Annotated in this window: 23 protein-coding genes; 9 read left to right on the top strand and 14 right to left on the bottom strand. The window is 61.6% G+C overall.

What is annotated here, in order from left to right; genetic code table 11:
- Window positions 1-16: 16 nt before the first annotated feature.
- Both HX839_RS07795 and prlC read right to left on the bottom strand, forming a co-directional pair.
- On the bottom strand, window positions 17-289 hold the full coding sequence (locus HX839_RS07795; RefSeq protein ID WP_003214872.1) for a YheV family putative zinc ribbon protein: 273 nt from the start codon (window positions 287-289) through the stop codon (window positions 17-19).
- Window positions 286-2385, bottom strand: a complete 2100-nt coding sequence (gene prlC / locus HX839_RS07790) for an oligopeptidase A (protein WP_177066921.1) — start codon at window positions 2383-2385, stop codon at window positions 286-288. The genes HX839_RS07795 and prlC overlap by 4 nt, the downstream gene beginning before the upstream one ends.
- Before the next feature lie 54 nt (window positions 2386-2439).
- On the opposite strand from prlC, the gene HX839_RS07785 reads away from it, so the two are divergent.
- Entirely contained in the window at window positions 2440-2982 is a 543-nt protein-coding gene (locus HX839_RS07785) for a gamma carbonic anhydrase family protein (protein ID WP_003214876.1), read from the top strand.
- Window positions 2983-2993: 11 nt separating this feature from the next.
- A complete protein-coding gene (locus HX839_RS07780; protein ID WP_177009008.1) occupies window positions 2994-3647 on the top strand; it encodes an HAD family hydrolase in 654 nt (217 codons plus the stop codon).
- A 96-nt stretch (window positions 3648-3743) separates the two neighbouring features.
- On the opposite strand, the gene HX839_RS07775 is transcribed toward HX839_RS07780, so the two are convergent.
- Window positions 3744-4799, bottom strand: coding sequence for an aminopeptidase (locus tag HX839_RS07775; RefSeq protein ID WP_177035387.1), 1056 nt, complete (start codon window positions 4797-4799; stop codon window positions 3744-3746).
- Between the two features lie 142 nt (window positions 4800-4941).
- Between HX839_RS07775 and HX839_RS07770 the strand changes: the two genes are divergently transcribed.
- Window positions 4942-5364, top strand: coding sequence for a hypothetical protein (locus HX839_RS07770; protein WP_177066920.1), 423 nt, complete (start codon window positions 4942-4944; stop codon window positions 5362-5364).
- Here HX839_RS07770 and HX839_RS07765 read toward each other — a convergent pair whose 3' ends face one another.
- Window positions 5365-5604 (bottom strand): DUF1161 domain-containing protein, encoded by a 240-nt coding sequence (locus tag HX839_RS07765; protein WP_003214887.1) that lies wholly within the window; start codon window positions 5602-5604, stop codon window positions 5365-5367.
- A 113-nt stretch (window positions 5605-5717) separates the two neighbouring features.
- Window positions 5718-6149, bottom strand: a complete 432-nt coding sequence (locus tag HX839_RS07760) for an OsmC family protein (RefSeq protein ID WP_008439587.1) — start codon at window positions 6147-6149, stop codon at window positions 5718-5720.
- Window positions 6150-6366: 217 nt separating this feature from the next.
- Between HX839_RS07760 and HX839_RS07755 the strand changes: the two genes are divergently transcribed.
- Entirely contained in the window at window positions 6367-7368 is a 1002-nt protein-coding gene (locus HX839_RS07755) for an LLM class flavin-dependent oxidoreductase (RefSeq protein ID WP_087694564.1), read from the top strand.
- Between the two features lie 118 nt (window positions 7369-7486).
- Here the strand turns inward: HX839_RS07755 and HX839_RS07750 are convergent, their stop codons facing one another.
- A complete protein-coding gene (locus HX839_RS07750) occupies window positions 7487-7714 on the bottom strand; it encodes a DUF1161 domain-containing protein (RefSeq protein ID WP_003214893.1) in 228 nt (75 codons plus the stop codon).
- A 117-nt stretch (window positions 7715-7831) separates the two neighbouring features.
- Window positions 7832-8047 (bottom strand): dodecin, encoded by a 216-nt coding sequence (locus HX839_RS07745; protein WP_008439585.1) that lies wholly within the window; start codon window positions 8045-8047, stop codon window positions 7832-7834.
- A gap of 156 nt (window positions 8048-8203) precedes the next feature.
- Between HX839_RS07745 and HX839_RS07740 the strand changes: the two genes are divergently transcribed.
- Window positions 8204-8530, top strand: coding sequence for a YqjD family protein (locus tag HX839_RS07740; protein ID WP_003170746.1), 327 nt, complete (start codon window positions 8204-8206; stop codon window positions 8528-8530).
- Here HX839_RS07740 and HX839_RS07735 read toward each other — a convergent pair.
- Window positions 8527-9423 (bottom strand): LysR family transcriptional regulator, encoded by an 897-nt coding sequence (locus tag HX839_RS07735; RefSeq protein ID WP_177066919.1) that lies wholly within the window; start codon window positions 9421-9423, stop codon window positions 8527-8529. The genes HX839_RS07740 and HX839_RS07735 overlap by 4 nt on opposite strands.
- A gap of 109 nt (window positions 9424-9532) precedes the next feature.
- On the opposite strand from HX839_RS07735, the gene trpB reads away from it, so the two are divergent.
- The 3 genes from trpB (at window position 9533) to HX839_RS07720 (ending at window position 12152) form a co-directional block, all read left to right on the top strand.
- On the top strand, window positions 9533-10759 hold the full coding sequence (trpB, locus tag HX839_RS07730) for a tryptophan synthase subunit beta (protein WP_003214899.1): 1227 nt from the start codon (window positions 9533-9535) through the stop codon (window positions 10757-10759).
- A complete protein-coding gene (trpA, locus tag HX839_RS07725; RefSeq protein ID WP_003214901.1) occupies window positions 10759-11568 on the top strand; it encodes a tryptophan synthase subunit alpha in 810 nt (269 codons plus the stop codon). Before trpB ends, trpA begins: the two co-directional genes overlap by 1 nt.
- A 140-nt stretch (window positions 11569-11708) precedes the next feature.
- The gene (locus HX839_RS07720) at window positions 11709-12152 is read left to right on the top strand and encodes an anti-virulence regulator CigR family protein (RefSeq protein ID WP_003214903.1); all 444 of its coding nucleotides are present in this window, start codon (window positions 11709-11711) and stop codon (window positions 12150-12152) included.
- Between the two features lie 168 nt (window positions 12153-12320).
- On the opposite strand, the gene HX839_RS07715 is transcribed toward HX839_RS07720, so the two are convergent.
- The 6 genes from HX839_RS07715 to HX839_RS07690 form a co-directional block, all read right to left on the bottom strand.
- Complete coding sequence (locus HX839_RS07715) at window positions 12321-13625, bottom strand: MFS transporter (RefSeq protein ID WP_003213647.1); 1305 nt, start codon at window positions 13623-13625, stop codon at window positions 12321-12323.
- A 180-nt stretch (window positions 13626-13805) separates the two neighbouring features.
- Window positions 13806-14954: a galactonate dehydratase gene (gene dgoD, locus HX839_RS07710; RefSeq protein ID WP_003213645.1), complete on the bottom strand. Its 1149-nt coding sequence runs from the start codon at window positions 14952-14954 to the stop codon at window positions 13806-13808.
- A gap of 33 nt (window positions 14955-14987) precedes the next feature.
- A complete protein-coding gene (locus HX839_RS07705; RefSeq protein WP_003213643.1) occupies window positions 14988-15608 on the bottom strand; it encodes a 2-dehydro-3-deoxy-6-phosphogalactonate aldolase in 621 nt (206 codons plus the stop codon).
- Window positions 15609-15621: 13 nt separating this feature from the next.
- Window positions 15622-16590, bottom strand: a complete 969-nt coding sequence (locus HX839_RS07700; RefSeq protein ID WP_003213641.1) for a 2-dehydro-3-deoxygalactonokinase — start codon at window positions 16588-16590, stop codon at window positions 15622-15624.
- A gap of 102 nt (window positions 16591-16692) precedes the next feature.
- Window positions 16693-17019: a DOPA 4,5-dioxygenase family protein gene (locus HX839_RS07695; protein ID WP_003213639.1), complete on the bottom strand. Its 327-nt coding sequence runs from the start codon at window positions 17017-17019 to the stop codon at window positions 16693-16695.
- Between the two features lie 31 nt (window positions 17020-17050).
- On the bottom strand, window positions 17051-18001 hold the full coding sequence (locus HX839_RS07690; protein ID WP_177066918.1) for a LysR family transcriptional regulator: 951 nt from the start codon (window positions 17999-18001) through the stop codon (window positions 17051-17053).
- 104 nt (window positions 18002-18105) lie between these two features.
- On the opposite strand from HX839_RS07690, the gene betC reads away from it, so the two are divergent.
- Window positions 18106-19620: a choline-sulfatase gene (gene betC, locus HX839_RS07685; RefSeq protein WP_008439571.1), complete on the top strand. Its 1515-nt coding sequence runs from the start codon at window positions 18106-18108 to the stop codon at window positions 19618-19620.
- Window positions 19621-19633: the final 13 nt, after the last annotated feature.

The following is a 19633-nucleotide window of genomic DNA, read 5'->3' as shown; positions in this document are numbered from 1 at the left end:
AGGGAGCGCTTCACGATCAGTCTTTCTTCAGCTTCGGATTAGGGAAGAACTGCACCGCTTGCACCTTGGGGTCCGGTGCTTTCAACGCCGACGTATTGACCCGCGTACCCAATTCCTTGGGCACTGACAGACCTTGTTCATTCAGCGTGTCGGAATAGCCGCAAGCCACGCATTCGCGGTGCGGAACATCGTCCTCGCTCCACATCATCAACTTGTCCGGCTCGCTGCACGCCGGGCAGACTGCCCCGGCGATAAAGCGTTTTTTGGTTTTCACAGGTGCTTCACTCATGCTGCCGCGTCCTCACTCAGGCCGCTGTGGCGCAAGAGTGCGTCAATCGACGGCGCCCGTCCGCGGAAATCGACGAACAGCACCATCGGTGCCTGGGAACCGCCACGGGCCAGGATCGCCTCGCGGAACGCCCGGCCAGTCTCGGCATTGAGCACGCCATCTTCTTCGAACTTGGAGAAGGCATCGGCCGACAGCACTTCCGCCCACTTGTAGCTGTAGTAACCCGCGGCGTAACCGCCAGCGAAGATATGCGCGAAGCTGTTGGGGAAGCGGTTGTAGGCGGGCGGACGCATCACCGACACCTCATCACGCACACCTTCAAGCACCTGCAGCACGCTGCGGCCATCGCCGTGGGTAGCGTGCAGCTCGAAGTCGAACAGCGAGAACTCCAACTGGCGAACCATCATCAGGCCGGACTGGAAGTTCTTCGCCGCGAGCATTTTTTCCAGCAGGTCCTGAGGCAGCGGCTCACCGGTTTCATAGTGACCGGAAATCAGCGCCAGGCCTTCCGGCTCCCAGCACCAGTTTTCCATGAACTGGCTCGGCAACTCCACCGCATCCCAGGCCACGCCGTTGATGCCGGACACGCCGGCGTGCTCGACACGGGTCAACAGGTGGTGCAGGCCGTGGCCGAATTCGTGGAACAGCGTGGTCACTTCATTGTGGGTCAGCAGGGCAGGCTTGCCGCTGTCGGCCGGGGTGAAGTTGCACACCAGGTTGGCCACCGGGCTTTGCAGCACGCCATCAACCGTGCGGCGACGGTCACGGGCGCCGTCCATCCAGGCACCCCCACGCTTGTTGGCGCGGGCATACAGGTCGAAGAAGAAGCGGCCGACGTGCTGGCCGTTTTCCTTGATTTCAAACAGGCGAACATCCGGGTGCCAGGTGTCGAAGCCTTTCTGCTCGGCGATCTCGATGCCATACAGGCGTTGCACGATGGCGAACAGGCCGCTGAGTACCTTGTCGATCGGGAAGTAGGCGCGCAGGGCTTCCTGGGAAACGCTGTAACGCTGCTCACGCAGTTTTTCGCCGTAGAAACCGCTGTCCCAGCTTTGCAGGTCCGCGCAGCCTTGTTCGGCGGCATAGGCCTTGAGCTGTTGCAGGTCCTGGGTGGCAAACGGCTTGCTGCGCTTGGCCAGGTCCCGCAGGAAGCTCAGCACTTGGTCGCTGGACTCGGCCATTTTGGTGGCCAGGCTCAGCTCGGAGAACGAGGCGAAGCCCAGCAGTTGCGCCAGCTCCTGACGCAGGTCGAGGATCTGTTCCATGACCGGGCCGTTATCGTTCTGACCGGCAGTCGGACCTTGGTCCGACGCGCGGGTGCAGTAGGCTGCGTAGATTTCTTCACGCAGGGCGCGGTCGTGGGCGTAGGTCATCACCGCGTAGTAGCTCGGGAATTCCAGGGTGATCAGCCAGCCGTCGAGGCCCTTGGCCTGGGCAGCCGCAGCCATTTGCGCCTTGGAGGAATCGGTCAGGCCGGCGAGGGTTGCTTCGTCAGTGACGTGCTTGGTCCAGGCCTGGGTGGCATCGAGCAATTGGTTGGAGAACTTGCTGCCCAGTTCGGAGAGCTTGCTCTGCACTTCGGCATAACGCTTTTGCTGCTCAGGCGGCAAATCGATACCCGACAGACGGAAGTCCCGCAGGGAGTGTTCCAGGATGGTTTTTTGCGCCACGTCGAAGCCGGCGGCTTCCGGGCTGTTGGCCAGGGCGTCGAAGGCCTGGAACAACTCGCGGTTCTGGCCCATCTCGGTGGAGTAGGCGCTCAGTGCCGGCAGGCACGCCTCGTAGGCTTCCCGCAGTTCGGCGCTGTTGCACACGGCATTCAGGTGGCTGACCGGGCTCCAGGCGGCACCCAGGCGGTCATTGAGTTCGTCCATGGCCAGGACCAGCCCGGCCCAGGTCGGATTTTTACCCTGGCTTTGCAGGATGCCTTCGATGGCGACGCGGTTGTCGGCGAGGATCTGTTCAATGGCCGGCTGCACGTGCTCGGCACGGATCGCCGAGAACGGCGGCAGGTCGTAGGACTGCAGAAGAGGGTTGTTCGCGCTCACGGTTGGCACCTTGGCTGAAGAAACATGTAAGAACAAAGATGGGGCCATCTTAATTACAATCAACGCCCACCGCAGCTATCAGCAGAAGAGAGAGAGCCTATCGTGACCCTTCGCACCTACCAGAATCACACGCCGGCCCTGGCCGCCGGGGCTTTCGTCGATGCATCGGCGGTGGTGATCGGCGACGTCGAAATCGGCACCGACAGCTCGGTATGGCCGCTGACGGTGATCCGCGGCGACATGCACCGCATCCGCATCGGTGCGCGCACCAGCGTGCAGGACGGCTGCGTGCTGCACATTACCCACGCAGGCCCCTTCAATCCTGATGGTTTCCCGCTGCTGATCGGCGACGATGTGACCATTGCCCACAAGGTCATGCTGCATGGCTGCACGGTAGGCAGCCGGATCCTGATCGGCATGGGCAGCATTGTGATGGACGGCGCCGTGGTGGAAGACGAGGTGATCATCGGCGCCGGCAGCCTGGTGCCGCCGGGCAAGAAACTTGAGAGCGGTTTTTTGTATGTTGGCAGCCCGGTTAAACAAATCCGCCCGCTGACTGACAAGGAACGCGCATTTTTCACCTACAGCGCCGCGAACTACGTAAAGCTCAAAGACCTGCACCTGGCCGAAGGCTTCGACCAATGACAAGGACACCCATGCATTACCAGACCGTTTTGTTCGACCTCGATGGCACCCTCACCGACCCGCGCGAAGGCATCACCCGCTCGATCCAGTACGCCCTCGCCAAACTGGGGATCGATGAGCCGGACCTGACCAAACTCGAGCACTTCATCGGCCCGCCGCTGCTGCAAGCGTTCATGCAGTTTTATGGTTTCGACGAAGCCAAGGCCTGGGAAGCGGTGAATTTCTACCGCGAGCGCTTCAAGGTCACCGGCTTGTACGAAAACCGCGTGTTCGACGGCGTGATGCCGCTGCTTGAGGAGCTGAACGGCCAGGGCCGCCAGCTGTATGTGGCCACGTCCAAGCCTTGGGTATTTGCCCGGGAAATCGCCCGGCATTTTGATTTCGCCAAGCACTTCAAGGTGATCTACGGCAGCGAGCTGGACGGCACCCGCACCAACAAGGTCGAGCTGATTGCCCACCTGATGGCGCAAGAAAGCCTGGACCCGGCCAGCACCTTGATGATTGGCGACCGCAAGCACGACCTGATCGGGGCCCGCAGCAATGGGCTGGATTCGGCGGCGGTGGGTTATGGGTTTGGCAGCCATGAAGAGCTGAGTGCCGAGGCGCCGACCTGGCATTTTGAAACATTGGCCGAGCTGCATCAGGCGTTTTTGCAACGGCCTTGAATGCGCTATCGCAGGCAAGCCAGCTCCCACATTTGATCACGGTCGGCCAAGACAACTCAGTCAAATGTGGGAGCCGGGCTTGCCCGCGATGAGGCCCTACCGGCCAACCACTTGCCCGGATCCCTCCAACGCCCTCAGGGCCGCCTTGCGCTGATCCACCGGCAACCCGCCCAGCTTCTCCACCGCCGCAAAGAACTTCGGCCAATCCCCGCCTTCCTGCCGGAACAACGCGACGAACGCCGGCACCCACTGGTCATACAGCCCAAACGGCAGCAACCTTGCGTTGTTCATCGGCAGGTTGACCCAGGCGTCATAACGCTTGTCGCCACCCCACTGGCTATCGCGCATGTGCCGGTAGTCACTGCGCAGGCGCTCGAATTCAGCGGCCTTGGCCTGGCGCATGGCATCTGCCGTCAGCGGCTGCGCATACAACTGCTCCAGGCGTTTGCGGGTATCGAGCACCAGCCGGGTGAACTGGTCGCGCTGCTTCAGCGCCGACTCGCTGGCAGGCGGCAAGCCTTGGGCGGCGCGCCATTGCCGGGTACCTTCCTGCTCGACGAAGGTGGCGTACGACTCGTTGAACTCGGTGTCGTCCTTCACATAAAACCGCTGGTGCGCCAGCTCATGAAAAATCAGCGTGGCCAGGCGCTCGTCCCCCCAGCTCATCATCGAACTCATGATCGGGTCGTTGAACCAGCCGAGGGTGGAATAGGCCTCCACGCCGCCAATCGACACATCCATCCCTTGCTGCTTCAACAAAGCCGCCTGGCCGCGTGCGGCGCCCTGGTTGTAGTAGCCGCGATAGGCCACGCAACCGGCAATCGGGAAGCAGTGGGTTTGCGGGGACAGGGAAAATTCAGGCGTGGCGAACACGTTCCAGACCACGTAAGGGCGGCCGATATCGGCATACAGCCGGTAACTCTGGTTATCCGGCAGGTGCAGGTGTTCGCTGGCGAAGGTGCGGGCTTTCTGCGATTGCGCCAAGTGCTCGCGCAGCACCTGTGGCCGGGACGGGTCGGCGACGACCGCGGAGACCGGCTCCCGGGCACGCAGCAATTGCCATTGGCCGTCTGCCAGTTGGCTGTAATAACTGACGCTGGAACAGCCGCTGAGCAACAGCAGCATCAAGCCGGGAAGCAAACGCCTGACCATTAAAACCTCTCGCCGGTAACCATCCCGCCAGACTATCTCGCCTGTGGGGAATTTTTCCATGGCGTGGCGTGTTTATACTCATGGGGAGCGTGCTGCCGAACGCAGCCGTTCAAAAAACCATTCCTACAGTTGAGTGCTTAACATGCGTCAGCTACTGCTTCCCGTCGCCGCGATTTTTCTCAGTGCCTGTGCGTCGACGCCACTACCGCCGGTTGATCCACACCAGGCCTGGGTCGACTTCGCTACCCCGACACCCGGCGCCAAGCTGGTAATGGCGCAACGCCTGGACGGGAAAAACCTGAACGACGGGCGCTTCTTCCAGGTGCCGCCAGGCAGCCATGAATTGATGGTGCGTTTTGATTTCGAGGTGCCTACCGGCGGCAGTTTCGGCGGGTTTGGCCAAACCACTGACCGTACCTGCTTCATGACCCTGCAATACGACCGTTTCGAGGCAGGCCAGCGTTATCGCCTGGAAGGGCGCTCACTGGGCTACAACCCGAATATCCGGCTGTACAACAGAGCGGGTCAATTGCTGGCCGAAGAACGTAGCGTCAACTGCATCTGATCAGTCGTTGTTCTTCTGGTAGACGATGGCCTTGGTGCCATTCTCACAGCTGCCGACAACCATGGCGCTGTCGTGCTTGTCAGCTTCTTCCTTGGTGACGATTTCGAGGGTGTAGGACGGAACGGCATTCGCCTGGATTTTGACCTCGATCTCCTTCCTGAGCTCTTCACAATCTTTTGGCGCCGCCAGCGCCGACGTGGCCAGTGCACAGCAGATAACCGCCAAGGCAATACGTTTCATGTGTGAAGCTCCCTGAATGCACGCGCACGGGTGTGCGCTGAGTCTGCAATCGGCTATTCGACCACATTTGCACCTGCAGGGGCGAGCAAGCTCACCCCTGCAAGGGGGTTGCATCAACTAACCAGCGTGCCATCCAGGGTAATGGTTGCATTCAGTACCTTGGACACGGGGCATCCTTCCTTGGCCTTTTTGCTCAGCTCATCGAACTGCGCCTGGCTGGCGCCCGGGATCTTCGCCTTGAGGGTCAGGTGCACGGCAGTAATCGCAAAGCCACCGTCCACTTGGTCCAGGGTCACTTCGGCCTGGGTGTCGATGCTGTCGGCCTTGAGCCCGGCATCGCCGAGAATCATGGAAAACGCCATGGAGAAACAACCGGCATGGGCTGCGCCGATCAGTTCTTCAGGGTTGGTGCCCTTGCCACCTTCGAAACGGGCCTTGAAGCCGTAAGGCGCTTCACGCAGAACGCCGGTTTCGGTGGAAATGGAACCCAGGCCAGTCTTCAGGTCGCCTTCCCAATGCGCGGATGCTTTTTTAACAATACTCATAGCGGTCTCCTCGAACGGTGGTTTTGCGTCAGTAAGGGTTCTGAGGATAGACGCCACGGCAAAGTTCATCTTGTCGGAGAAACCTAGCGATTAAGTAGGAAATTTCACCATCGCTATTGAATCTCGGGTATATGCCCTCATTGCATAGGACATGCACATGAAGCGGCAGGTTTTGGTTCGTCTAAGAAGCCTGCGCCCCCATTGGAGAAGCAGGCTTATGAAATCGCTGTCCGACGTAAAGTTCTCGACCCTCGACCTCGTGCCCGTGCGCGCCAACGGCAGCCCGGCGCAGTCGCTGCGCAATTCCCTGGACCTGGCCCAGCACGTGGAAAAATTCGGCTACAACCGTTTCTGGGTCGCCGAACACCACAATATGGACGGCATCGCCAGCTCGGCGACCTCGGTATTGCTGGGTTACCTGGCCGGCGGCACCTCGACGATCCGTGTCGGTTCCGGTGGCGTGATGCTGCCCAACCACGCACCGTTGGTGATCGCCGAGCAGTTCGGCACCCTGGAAAGCCTGTACCCGGGCCGCATCGACCTGGGCCTTGGCCGCGCACCAGGCTCCGACCAGATGACCGCCCGCGCGCTGCGCCGTGAACGCTCCGGCAGCGCCGATGATTTCCCGGAAGACGTGGCAGAACTGATGGCCTACCTCGGCCCGCGCACCCCGGACCAGCGCGTGATCGCCGTACCCGGCACGGGCACCAATGTGCCTGTGTGGCTGCTGGGCTCAAGCCTGTTCAGTGCACAACTGGCGGGCGAGCGCGGTTTGCCTTACGCCTTTGCCTCGCATTTTGCACCGCGCCTGATGCATGAAGCGATTCGCGTCTATCGCAACCACTTCAAGCCTTCGGCCGTGCTGGACAAGCCCTACGTGATGCTCGGTATCCCGCTGGTAGCTGCCGACACCGATGAGCAGGCCGACTACCTGGCCACCTCGGTGTACCAGCGAATTCTCGCGCTGATGCGTGGGCAAAGCCTGGTGCAGCGCCCGCCGGTCAAGACCATGGACGGCCTGTGGCTGCCCCATGAGAAAGACGCCGTGGGCAGTTTCCTCGGCCTGGCCATGGTGGGCAGCCCGCAGAAGATCCGCGCCAAGCTGGAGGTGCTGGTGGAGCAGACCGGCGCTGATGAGCTGATCTTTACCTGTGACCTGTACGAACATGCCGACCGGATTCATTCCTACGAGCTGCTGGCGCAGGTCATGAAGGGCTGAATCCAGGAGTGAGGCGGGACACAGAGCATCCCAGACTTCATTCCCACGCGGAGCGAGGGATCGCAGGCATAAAAAAACCGACGCACTTGCGTCGGTTTTTTACGTCTGCAACACGGGATCACCCGCGCTTGTAGGCGATTTCCTTGGTACCGGCTTCACAGCTGCCGACAACCGTGTGGTCACTAGGTGCAGCACCTTTGTCCACGATTTCCAGGGAGTAGCCCGAAGCGCCTTTAGCGTCGATTTTCGCCGCAATCTCGCTTTTCAGCTCTTCACAAGGCTTGCCCGCCGCCAGGGCCGTGCCCGCAATGCTCAACAAACCTACCGCCAACAAAAAGTTCTTCATCCGTCACTTCCTTGGGTTGATCGAAAGGAAGCACGTCGCCGCTCGTCACGTCGACGTGCCTAAAGGTTGTAGCGGAGTTTATGGCAATCGGCCAGCGCGCAAGTTCAACCGGCTCAATCAACTACTGGCAATTCGGAACCCCACCTTGAGGGTGACCTGGAAATGCGCAGCCTTGCCGTCCTTGATGTGGCCACGAGTTTCGGTCACTTCAAACCACTCCAAGTGCTTGATGCTCTTGCTGGCTTCAGCCAGGGCATTGTTGATGGCCTCCTCGATGCTGGTCGCGGAAGAGCCCACCAGTTCGACTTTCTTGTAGGTGTGATGATCACTCATAAGTTTTTCTCCTGGGGTCGTTAATCAAGACTAGCAGTGAATTCTCGTACTGCTTCTGGCGGCTATTGCGATGTGAAAGTTCAGATTTACTGCACTTTCTGAAACCGCCGCAGTCGGAAACAACACACGCCACTCAATCACTCCAGGAGAGCCCACATGGCCAACACCTCTTTACGCAAAGCGTCATTGGAAAGCATGGAAGCCGAGATTTCGAGCCTGCTCAAATCTTTGGAAAGCCTCAAGGACGATGCGTCTGACGAGTCGCGCAAAACCCTGAAGGCCCTGAAAAGCAATGCCGAGAACGCTCTCAAGCATTCCCGCCACCTGATCAGCGATGCCTACGAAGAAAGCAAAGTCAAAATCCGCGAAACCGGTGTTGCAACACGGGACTACGCGCAAGAGCATCCATGGACTACCGCCGGTGTCGCCGTCGGCGCGCTGGGTCTGCTGGCAGCTTACTTGCTGTGCAAACGCGGCGACTAAACGTCCTGGCGCGCAAGCTCAGCCTTGAGCCACTGCGCCAGTTGCCCGGCGCGCCCATCTGCGGCGCGCTTGGGTAGCCACAACGCCAGTTGCGCCGGGGTTTCACTGAAACCCCACGGCGCAACCAGGCGACCCGCTCGCAGGTCCTCTGCCACCAGCGGTTCAGGCGCAATTGCTACCCCCAGCCCGGCCACCGCCGCCTCCAGCAAATAATACAAATGCTCAAACCCCTGACCGTACTTCAACGCGCCAGCGTCGATCCCATGGTGCTGCGCCCAGCTGGGCCAGGCTTGCGGGCGTGAGGTAGTGTGCAACAGGGCCTCACTCAGCAGCGCCTCGGGAGGCGCATGGCGCAATCGCTCGTAATGGGCAAAACGCGGGCTCATGACCGGGCCGATGCGTTCGCTGGCCAATTCATACACCTGCATATCCGCCGGCCATGGAGGCTCGGCGAACACCAGCAGCGCGTCCAGGCCGGGGCGGCGCGGGTCAAGATCGCCTTCACCCGCCGACAGATGCAGGCGCAAATCCGGCAACTCGGCGTTCAGGCGCCCCAGACGCGGAATAAACCAGCGCGCCAGCAGGCTGCCGGAGCAGCCGAGCACAAACGGCGCATCGGCACTGCTTTGCGTGAGCTCGGCGCAGGTGTCCCTCAGTCGCTCGAACGCCTCGAAACTCGCATCCCGCAGACGAATGCCGGCATCTGTGAGTTTGAGGCCGCGCCCGTCCTTGGCGAACAGGCTGACGCCGAGGTGTTCTTCCAACACCTTGAGCTGCCGGCTGACCGCACCATGGGTCACATGCAGTTGCTCAGCGGCCTGGCTAACGCTGTTCAGGCGCGCAGTCGCCTCAAAAGCGCGCAAGGCATTCAGCGGTGGGAGGTCTCGGCTCATCTGTGAGTTTTCCTGACAGGTTGTGGCGATCTTATCGGTTTTCACGTGGAAGCGTCAGGGGTAGAGTGACCGTCATTGCCTCTTACACATTTTCTACCTGGAGCGTCCCATGACTCAGACCCAGACCGATTTACGCAACGGCCCGGATGCCAATGGCCTGTTTGGTTCGTTCGGCGGCCGCTACGTGGCGGAAACCCTGATGCCGTTGATCCTTGACCTGGCCCGCGAATACGAAGCGGCCAAGATCGATCCGGCCTTCAACGAAGAACTGGCCTACTTCCAGCGCGACTACGTCGGACGCCCAAGCCCGCTGTACTTCGCCGAGCGCCTGACCGAGTTCTGCGGTGGCGCCAAGATCTACCTCAAGCGCGAAGAGCTGAACCACACCGGCGCCCACAAGATCAACAACTGCATCGGCCAGATCCTGCTGGCGCGGCGCATGGGTAAAAAACGCATCATCGCCGAGACCGGCGCCGGCATGCACGGTGTGGCCACCGCCACCGTCGCCGCGCGTTTTGGCCTGCAATGCGTGATCTACATGGGCACCACCGACATCGAGCGCCAACAGGCCAACGTATTTCGCATGAAGCTGCTGGGCGCTGAAGTGATCCCGGTAGTCGCCGGTACCGGCACCCTGAAAGACGCGATGAACGAAGCCCTGCGTGACTGGGTGACCAACGTCGACAGCACCTTCTACCTGATCGGCACCGTGGCCGGTCCGCACCCGTACCCAGCCATGGTTCGCGACTTCCAGGCCGTGATCGGCAAGGAAACCCGTACCCAGCTGCAAGCCCAGGAAGGCCGTCTGCCCGACAGCCTGGTGGCGTGCATCGGCGGCGGTTCCAATGCCATGGGCCTGTTCCACCCGTTCCTGGATGACACCAGCGTCGAAATCATCGGCGTTGAAGCGGCCGGCTACGGCATCGAGACCGGCAAACACGCGGCCAGCCTCAACGGCGGCGTCCCGGGCGTACTGCACGGCAACCGTACCTTCCTGTTGCAGGACGACGATGGCCAGATCATCGACGCCCACTCGATTTCCGCCGGCCTCGACTACCCGGGCATCGGCCCTGAACACGCCTGGCTGCATGACATCGGCCGCGTCCAGTACACCTCGGTGACCGACGACGAAGCCCTCGACGCCTTTCACAAATGCTGCCGCCTGGAAGGGATTATTCCTGCACTGGAAAGCGCCCACGCCCTGGCCGAAGTGTTCAAGCGCGCGCCGACCTTGCCGAAAGATCACCTGATGGTGGTCAACCTGTCCGGCCGTGGCGACAAAGACATGCAAACCGTGATGCACCACATGGAACAGTCCAAGCAGGAGAAACACTGATGAGCCGCCTGCAAACACGTTTTGCGCAACTGAAAGAACAAAACCGCGCCGCCCTGGTGACCTTCGTCACCGCTGGCGACCCGGGCTATGACACCTCGCTGGCGATCCTCAAGGGCTTGCCGGCGGCCGGCGCCGATGTGATCGAACTGGGCATGCCGTTCACTGACCCGATGGCTGACGGCCCGGCCATTCAACTGGCCAACATCCGCGCGCTGACCGCCAAGCAGAACCTCACGAAAACCCTGCAAATGGTTCGCGAGTTCCGCGAGGGCAACAGCGACACGCCGCTGGTGCTGATGGGCTACTTCAACCCGATCCACATGTACGGCGTGCCACGCTTCATCAGCGATGCGAAAGAAGCCGGCGTCGACGGCCTGATCGTGGTCGACATGCCGCCGGAACATAACGGCGAGCTGTGCGACCCGGCCCAGGCTGCCGGTATCGACTTTATCCGCCTGACCACGCCGACCACCGACGACGCGCGCCTGCCGACCGTGCTCAACGGCAGCTCAGGGTTTGTGTACTACGTGTCGGTGGCCGGTGTGACCGGCGCCGGTGCCGCGACCCTGGAACACGTCGAAGAAGCCGTGACCCGTCTGCGTCGGCATACCGACCTGCCGATCAGCATCGGTTTCGGCATCCGCACCCCGGAGCAGGCCGCTGCAATCGCCCGCCTGGCAGACGGTGTGGTGGTGGGGTCGGCACTGATCGACCACATCGCCAACGCCAGCAATGATCAACAGGCCATCGACGGTGTATTGACCCTGTGCTCGGCGCTGTCGGAAGGTGTACGCAACGCCCGTAAGTAAGCGGCTCGTAAGCGGTAGGTAAAGTTCCTGATACAGAGGAATCATGCTGGCAAATCAGCACCTAAGCTAACAAGACCAAGGGATTTCGAACTCGGTTCGAAATCCCTTTTTTGTTCGTGCAGTACTGAGGAAACAGCCCCATGAAAATCCCCAAACGTTTGATTGCAGGTGTAGGTGTGCTGGTGCTTGGCGCCAGCGCCCTGGTCCAAGCTGCGCCCTATGATCAGGGTGGCGGACCTGACCGTGGTGGCCCACAGGGCCAGCACGATCAACGTGGCGATGACCATCGCGGGCCGCAGGACAACCACCGTGGCGGGCCGCCTCAGGACTTTGGTCCAGTGAGACAGGTCATCCGCGACAACCATGGCGACTTCCGCCGTGGCGCGCCGCCGCCTCCCGGCATCCACCTGGTGCGCGGCCAGCGCCTGCCGCCAAACTACTATGGTGAGCGTCTGGACCCACGGGCGCTGGGCCATCTGCCGCAATACCCTGGTTATGAATGGCGCCGTTCGGGTGGGGACATCGTATTGATCGCCGTTGGCACCAGCATCGTCTATCAGATTCTGGATGGCGCGCTGTACTAGAGCCGCACTGCTTTTGTGGTGAGGGAGCTTGCTGTGGCTGGGGAGCTGGTGTGGCGAGGGAGCTTGCTCCCGCTGGGCTGCGCAGCGGCCCCAAAATCCTGGGAGCGCTGCGCACTCCAGCGGGAGCAAGCTCCCTCGCCACACCAGCCCCCTCGCCGCAGCAGTCGCCTAAATCTCGATACGCTCGACCTTGCCGACCAACAAGATGTAGGACAACGCACCCAACAACGCCAGCACCGCGATGTACGTAATCGCCGGCGCAAACGAATCCCCTGTCGCCAGAAAGCCAATCACGATCGGCGTGGTAATCGCCGACAGATTGCCGATGAAGTTGAACACCCCTCCGGTCAGCCCCAGCAGCCTTGCCGGCGCCAGGGTCGACACCAGCGACCAGGTGATCGACGCCAGGCCATTGCCGAAAAACGCCACCGCCAGAAACGCAATCACCCACGCCGTGGAATCAACAAAGTTGGCGCCGATGATCGCCGTGGAAATCAACAGCCCGCCAATGATCGGCAACTTGCGCGCAAACCCCACGGACGCTCCCCGGCGAATCAGCCAATCGGAAAACAGCCCCGAACACAGCACCCCGACAAACGCCGCCAGAAACGGCAGCGACGCCAGCAGGCCGGACTTGATGAAGTCCATGCCGCGATATTTCACCAGATAGGTGGGAAACCACGTCAGGAAAAACCACAACGTGGAATTCAGGCAGAACTGCCCCAGGTAGATCCCCCACAGCTTGCGCTTGCTCAACACGATGCCGAGGTCGACCCAGCTGAACGGCGCCTTGGCCGCCTGCGCCTGGATGTCCACCAACCCGCCGCCTTCGCGGATCAGCTCGATTTCCGCCGCATTCGCGCCTTTGAAATCCCGTGGCTCGCGGTACACCGCGTACCAGATCAACGCCCACACAATGCCCACGCCGCCGGTGGCGACAAACACCATGTGCCAGCCAAAGGTGTGTTGCAGCCAGGCCAACACCGGCGTGAGAAACGCCAGCCCGACAAATTGCCCGGAGGTATAAACGCCGATCGCCGTGGCCCGTTCACGCTCAGGGAACCAGGTGGTCACCACGCGGCTGTTGATCGGGTAAGCCGGGGCTTCCAGGGCACCGACCGCCATGCGCAACACGAACAGCGCGATGAAGCTGGCGGCGAAACCGAGCATCACCGTGGCCACCGACCACAGCAGCAGGGCGACGCTGTAGAGAATGCGCGGCGGCACCCGGTCCACCAGCCAGCCGCCGGGAATCTGCATGGCCGCGTAGGTCCAGCCGAACGCGGAGAAGATCAGCCCGACATGCACCGGGTCGATCCCCAGCTCGCTGGTCAGGGCCGGAGCGGCAATCGACAGGTTGCTGCGGTCCAGGTAGTTGATCACCACGGTGATGAACAGCAGCACCATGATGAAGAAACGCTTTCGGCTGGGCGTGACTAAAGAAGCCTGCCCGGTGAAGGACTCGGATTGCATGGGGGTTGCCTCTTCTTATGGTTATTGAGGACAGGTCTTACTGACGAAACCGAATCAAATGTGGGAGCGGGCTTGCTCGCGAAAGCGGTCTACCAGCAGCGGAGGTGTTGACTGACACTCCGCCTTCGCGAGCAAGCCCGCTCCCACATTGATCGGGTTTTCATCTCAAATTCGCGGTTTTTACCACTCCGCAAAACTGCCGTCGGCATGCCGCCAGATCGGATTGCGCCAGCGATGCCCGATGGCCGCGCGTTCGATCACATATTCCTCGTTGATCTCGATGCCCAGGCCTGGCCCGTTGGGGATTTTCACAAAGCCCTGGTCGTAGTCGAAAACACCCGGATCGCGCACGTAATCCAGCAGGTCATTGCTCTCGTTGTAGTGAATACCCAGGCTCTGTTCCTGGATGAACGCGTTGTAGCAAACCGCATCCAGCTGCAGGCACGCTGCCAGGGCAATCGGGCCGAGCGGGCAGTGCAGGGCAAGGGCCACGTCGTAGGCTTCGGCCATGTTGGCAATCTTGCGGGTTTCGGTGATACCGCCGGCGTGGGAAGCATCCGGCTGGATGATGTCGACGTAGCCTTCGCTGAGCACGCGCTTGAAGTCCCAGCGCGAGAACAGGCGCTCGCCGAGGGCAATCGGGGTGCTGGTGAGCGGCGCCAGCTCTTTGAGCGCTTCGTAGTTTTCGCTGAGCACCGGTTCTTCGATAAACATCAGTTTGTAGGGGTCGAGTTCCTTCATCAGCACCTTGGCCATGGGTTTGTGCACCCGGCCATGGAAGTCGACGCCGATGCCGACGTTCGGACCGACCGCATCCCGCACGGCGGCGACGTTGGCCAGGGCCTGGTCGACTTTTTCGAAGCTGTCGAGAAATTGCAGCTCTTCGGTGCCGTTCATTTTCACCGCGGTAAAACCACGGGCCACGGCTTCCTTGGCGGCGCGGGCAGTGTCGGCCGGGCGGTCGCCACCGATCCACGAATACACGCGGATCTTGTCGCGCACCTGGCCACCCAGCAAGTCGCTGACCGACACGCCGAGGGCCTTGCCCTTGATGTCCCACAGCGCCTGGTCGATACCGGCGAGGGCGCTCATATGGATCGCGCCGCCACGGTAAAAACCGCCTCGATAGAGCACGGTCCAGATGTCCTCGATATTGCGTGGGTCCTTGCCGATCAAGTAGTCGGACAATTCCTCGACGGCGGCAGCCACGGTATGGGCGCGGCCCTCGACAACGGGCTCGCCCCAACCAGTCACGCCCTGGTCGGTTTCAACCTTGAGGAAGCACCAGCGCGGCGGGACGATGAAGGTGGTCAGTTTGGTGATTTTCATCTTCTTATCTCTCTTGTAGATGGAGAACGCTGATCAGCCCAAGGCATGCCAGGCGGCGACGTAGGCCTGGGCGTTGCTCGCCACTTGGGCGACGCTCATGCCCGGCTTGAATAACCCGGAGCCCAGGCCGAAGCCCTTGACGCCCGCGTCGAAAAATACCTGCATGTTGTCCGGGGTGATGCCGCCCACCGGCAGCAGCACCGTGCCCGCGGGCAGTACCGCGAGCCAGGCCTTGACCACCGCCGGGCCCATTTGCTCGGCCGGGAACAGCTTCAGCACGTCGGCGCCTTCGGCCAGCGCGGCAAACGCTTCGGTGGGCGTGGCCACACCCGGCGACAGATACAGGCCCGCGGCCTTGGCGGCTCGCAGCACCTTGGCATCGCTATGGGGCATGACGATCACCTGGCCGCCGGCGGCTTTGACTTGATCGACCTGTTCCGGGGTCAGCACGGTGCCGGCGCCGATCAGGCAATCGGCGGGCAGGCTGTCCCGCAGGATGCGGATGCTGGAATAAGGATCCGGCGAGTTCAGCGGCACTTCGATCACCCTGAAGCCCGCCGTGTACAACACCTCGCCGATCGCCAGCGCCTCCTCCGGTCGCAGGCCGCGCAGGATCGCGATCAAACCGTTGTGTGTCAGTGCTTGCTTGAGCATGTCGGGCCTCTCGTCAGGTTGCAGGCAGCAGCCCCGCCGCCATGGCCAGTTGCCAAAGGCCACGCTCGGTAGCCTCCTGCGCCAGGGTCACGTGGGGGAAGCCACAGAGTTGGAGTGCACGCTGGTAGCGGGTGCAGAGTTGGGGTGTGCCGACCAGGACGATGTCGCGCTGCTGGCTGGGCTTGCGAGTGCGCAGGCCGGTCAGTTCGTGGCCGATCAACAGCCCGGACAGATAGTCCGGTTGCTCGTCAGGCGCCAGCTCGCCGGTCAATCCCAGGGAGCGTGCGCTGAACAAGTTCGACAACAGGCCCGTTTGGCCGTCTGCCGACAGCGCAACCTGAACACCGCGATCAAAAGCGGCCACCTGGAACTGTTCGGAAGGGCGCTGGGTGCGCCCCAGAATGCTGTGCTGACTGAGCACGGCGAACAACTCGCCGGTCATGAAAGTATCGAAGTGAGTGATGCAGCCTTCCACCACCTCCACCCACTTGGAATGGCTGCCCGGCAGGCCGATCAATACGTCGCGCCCGGTATGGGCAGACAGGCTTTGCAGCACGCCGAGCACCTGGGTTTCTTCACCGCGCATCACATTGGGCAACGCGCCGCGTTGAATCACGCCGGGCACGATGTGCACCGCTGCGCCCCGCAGGCTGCGCACCACATGCAGCGCCTGGCCGAGGGTAGAGACGTCGGCCGGGGTGTCGCGGTAAGCCGCTTCGCTCCAGCCCTGGGCGCTGCCGACCATGCCGCAAGCGATAACGGGAAGGTCCGGCTGGGTGTCGAGCCAGTCACCGCAGGCTGCGTCAAATGCCAGCTCGAACCCGTTGCTGCAGCGAACACCGGCTATTTCCCGGGCTTCAGTCGGCAGGTGCATGATCCCCGACGCCAAGGTGCGCCGTTCGATCACGACGCCTGCCGGGCCGAGCTTGTAAGCACGAAGGGAACTGGTTCCCCAATCGAGCGCGATCAATTGCGCCTGCATCGCTTCACCTGAGTGTTCTGAGCGGATTAGGCGAATATAAACCCAAGACCAGCAAAGTCTCAATATATAAATATCAGTCCCATATATAGGGAAATTACAGGCTTAAAATATTGACAGATCCAGCGTGCGCATCGCCCCCATCCAGATCGCGTGTTCGGTGTGGTCCTTGAGGTCATCACCGGTGGTCGGGTGCAGGAACACCACCAGGCCGTTGCGGTTGAGGGCCAGCCAAGGCAGCACGACGCCGATGTATTCAGGTTCGAATGCCAGCTGGCAGCTCCAGTCCGGGTGCGGGCCCACCGGGCGTTCATGCACGCGGCCCATGCGCAGCGGAAACAATTGCGCGGCGTCTTCGCAGAGTTTGCGCGCCTGGTCGATGGTGTTGGCGTCGAAATAGATATGGGCGTGGTAGCCCTTGATACGTTGCATGACAGGCTCCGGGCTCATTGATCGGCAAATCCTAGACCGCAATGGACGGCAGGGCCAGACCGGTCAGCGATTGTGCGCTGCTGGCCTGTTCGGTCATCAGCCAGTCGACGAAACGCTCGATCAACTGGCTGCGGCGTTTGCGCTGGGGCAGCACCACGTAATAGCCGAAGCGCGAGATCACCGTTTCGCCAATCGGCCGGCACAGCCATTTTTGCTCCAGCAGGTTATCCACAAGGTGACGCCAGCCGATGGCCACGCCCTGGCCCGCGATCGCGGCCTGGATCAACAGCGTGTAATTGTCGAAACGCAGTTGGCCCGGGGTGGGCGCGGTGGTGATGCCCAGTTCGCGAAACACCCCGCTCCAGTCGAACCACTGGTTGTTGTTTTGCTGGCGCAGGTGCAGCAAGGGGAACTCCAGCAGGCTCTGCACCGACAGTGGCGCGACTCGGTCCTGGAGTAGCTGCGGGCTGCACACCGGGAACACTTCCTCGTTGAACAGCCACAGGCTGTCGCCCTGTTTGAAGCGGCCGTCACCGAACAGCACCGCTACGTCGATATCGCTGCGCAACGTGGCGTGGTTACGCTCGCTGGTGACCAGGCTCACGTCCACCTGCGGGTTGGCTTCATGGAAACGATGCAGGCGTGGCATCAGCCAATACGCGGCGAAGGCAAAGTCGGTCGCCACCTGCAGGACTTCATGCTGGTCCTGCTCGGCAATCGCGCTCAGGCCCTGGTTGATGCTCTGCAAACCGGCCTGTACCTGCTCGAATAACAAGGCGCCCGCGTCGGTCAGCTCGATGCCACGGTAGATGCGATCAAAAAGGCGCACCTTCAGCTGTTCTTCCAGGCGCTTGATCTGCTGGCTGATGGCCGGCTGGGTGGTGCCCAACTCCATCGCCGCTGCCGTAAAGCTACGTTGGCGCGCTGCGGATTCAAAGGCACGCAGCAGGTCGAGTGACAGGTGACCGAGGGATTCATACATAAGCTGGGCTTATCCTAGACATTGCTTCTCATGGGCTTTACCACGATTTCCATGGCCTGCATGCTCATTCGCATAAACATCGACTATGGAATGCCGCGAAAACCATGAAGCGCAAGAACATTCTTTTTATCATGGCCGATCAAATGGCCGCGCCGATGCTTCCGTTCTACGGTCCTTCGCCTATCAAACTGCCAAACTTGAGTCGCCTCGCCGCTGAGGGCGTGGTGTTCGACGCCGCTTACTGCAACAGTCCGCTGTGTGCGCCATCGCGCTTTACCCTGGTGAGTGGGCAGTTGCCGAGCAAGATCGGCGCCTACGACAACGCGGCCGATTTCCCCGCCGACGTGCCGACCTATGCCCACTACCTGCGCCGCCTTGGCTACCGCACAGCGCTGTCGGGCAAGATGCATTTTTGCGGCCCCGACCAGCTCCACGGCTATGAAGAACGCCTGACCAGTGACATCTACCCGGCCGACTATGGCTGGGCCGTGAACTGGGATGAGCCGGACGTGCGCCCCTCCTGGTACCACAACATGGCGTCGGTGCTGCAGGCCGGGCCGTGCGTGCGCACCAACCAGCTGGATTTCGACGAAGAGGTGGTGTTCAAGGCCCAGCAGTACCTGTTCGACCATATCCGCGAGGACGGCGACCAGCCGTTCTGCCTGACCGTGTCGATGACTCACCCACACGACCCTTACACCATTCCCAAACCGTTCTGGGACCTGTACGACGACAACGACATCCCGCTGCCTGCAACACCGCCACAGGCTGACCTCGACCCTCACTCCCAGCGCCTGCTCAAGGTCTATGACCTGTGGGACAAGCCGCTGCCGCTGAACAAGATCCGCGATGCACGCCGCGCTTACTTCGGCGCGTGCAGCTACATTGACAGTAACGTCGGCAAGCTCCTGCAAACCCTGGAAGACACGGGCCTGGCCGACGACACCATCATCATCTTCTCCGGCGACCACGGCGACATGCTCGGCGAACGCGGGCTCTGGTACAAAATGCACTGGTTTGAAATGGCCGCCCGGGTGCCGCTGCTGATCAGCGCGCCGGGGCAGTTTGCCGCCGGCCGGGTGACCGCCGCCGTGTCCACCGCCGACCTGCTGCCTACCCTGGTGGAACTGGCCGGCGGCGAGCTGGACCCGAGGCTGGCGCTGGACGGCCGCTCGCTGGTGTCTCACCTGCAAGGGCAGGGCGGGCACGACGAAGTGTTCGGCGAGTACATGGCCGAGGGCACCATCAGCCCGCTGATGATGATTCGCCGTGGCGCCTACAAGTTCATCTACAGCGAGGACGATCCTTGCCTATTGTTCGATGTGCACAACGACCCGCACGAGCGGGAGGACCTCAGCCAGTCACCGGAACACCGGCCACTGTTCGAGGCGTTTTTGCATGAAGCGCGGGCCAAATGGGACATCCCGGCGATCCACCAGCAGGTGCTCGCCAGCCAACGCCGTCGCCGCCTGGTGTTCGAGGCGCTGACCCAGGGCAAGCTGAAGAGCTGGGACCACCAGCCACTGGTAGACGCCAGTCAGCAATACATGCGCAACCACATCGACCTCGACGATCTGGAGCGCAAGGCACGTTTTCCACAACCCTGCCAAAACCAATAAAACTGAGGGGAAG

Origin of the sequence: Pseudomonas sp. I8001 (assembly GCF_013385345.1) — a bacterium.
In the GTDB taxonomy this organism is placed as follows: Bacteria; Pseudomonadota; Gammaproteobacteria; order Pseudomonadales; family Pseudomonadaceae; genus Aquipseudomonas.
The sequence above is the reverse complement of the archived record's forward strand: the minus strand, read 5'-3'. Positions and strand labels throughout refer to the sequence as shown.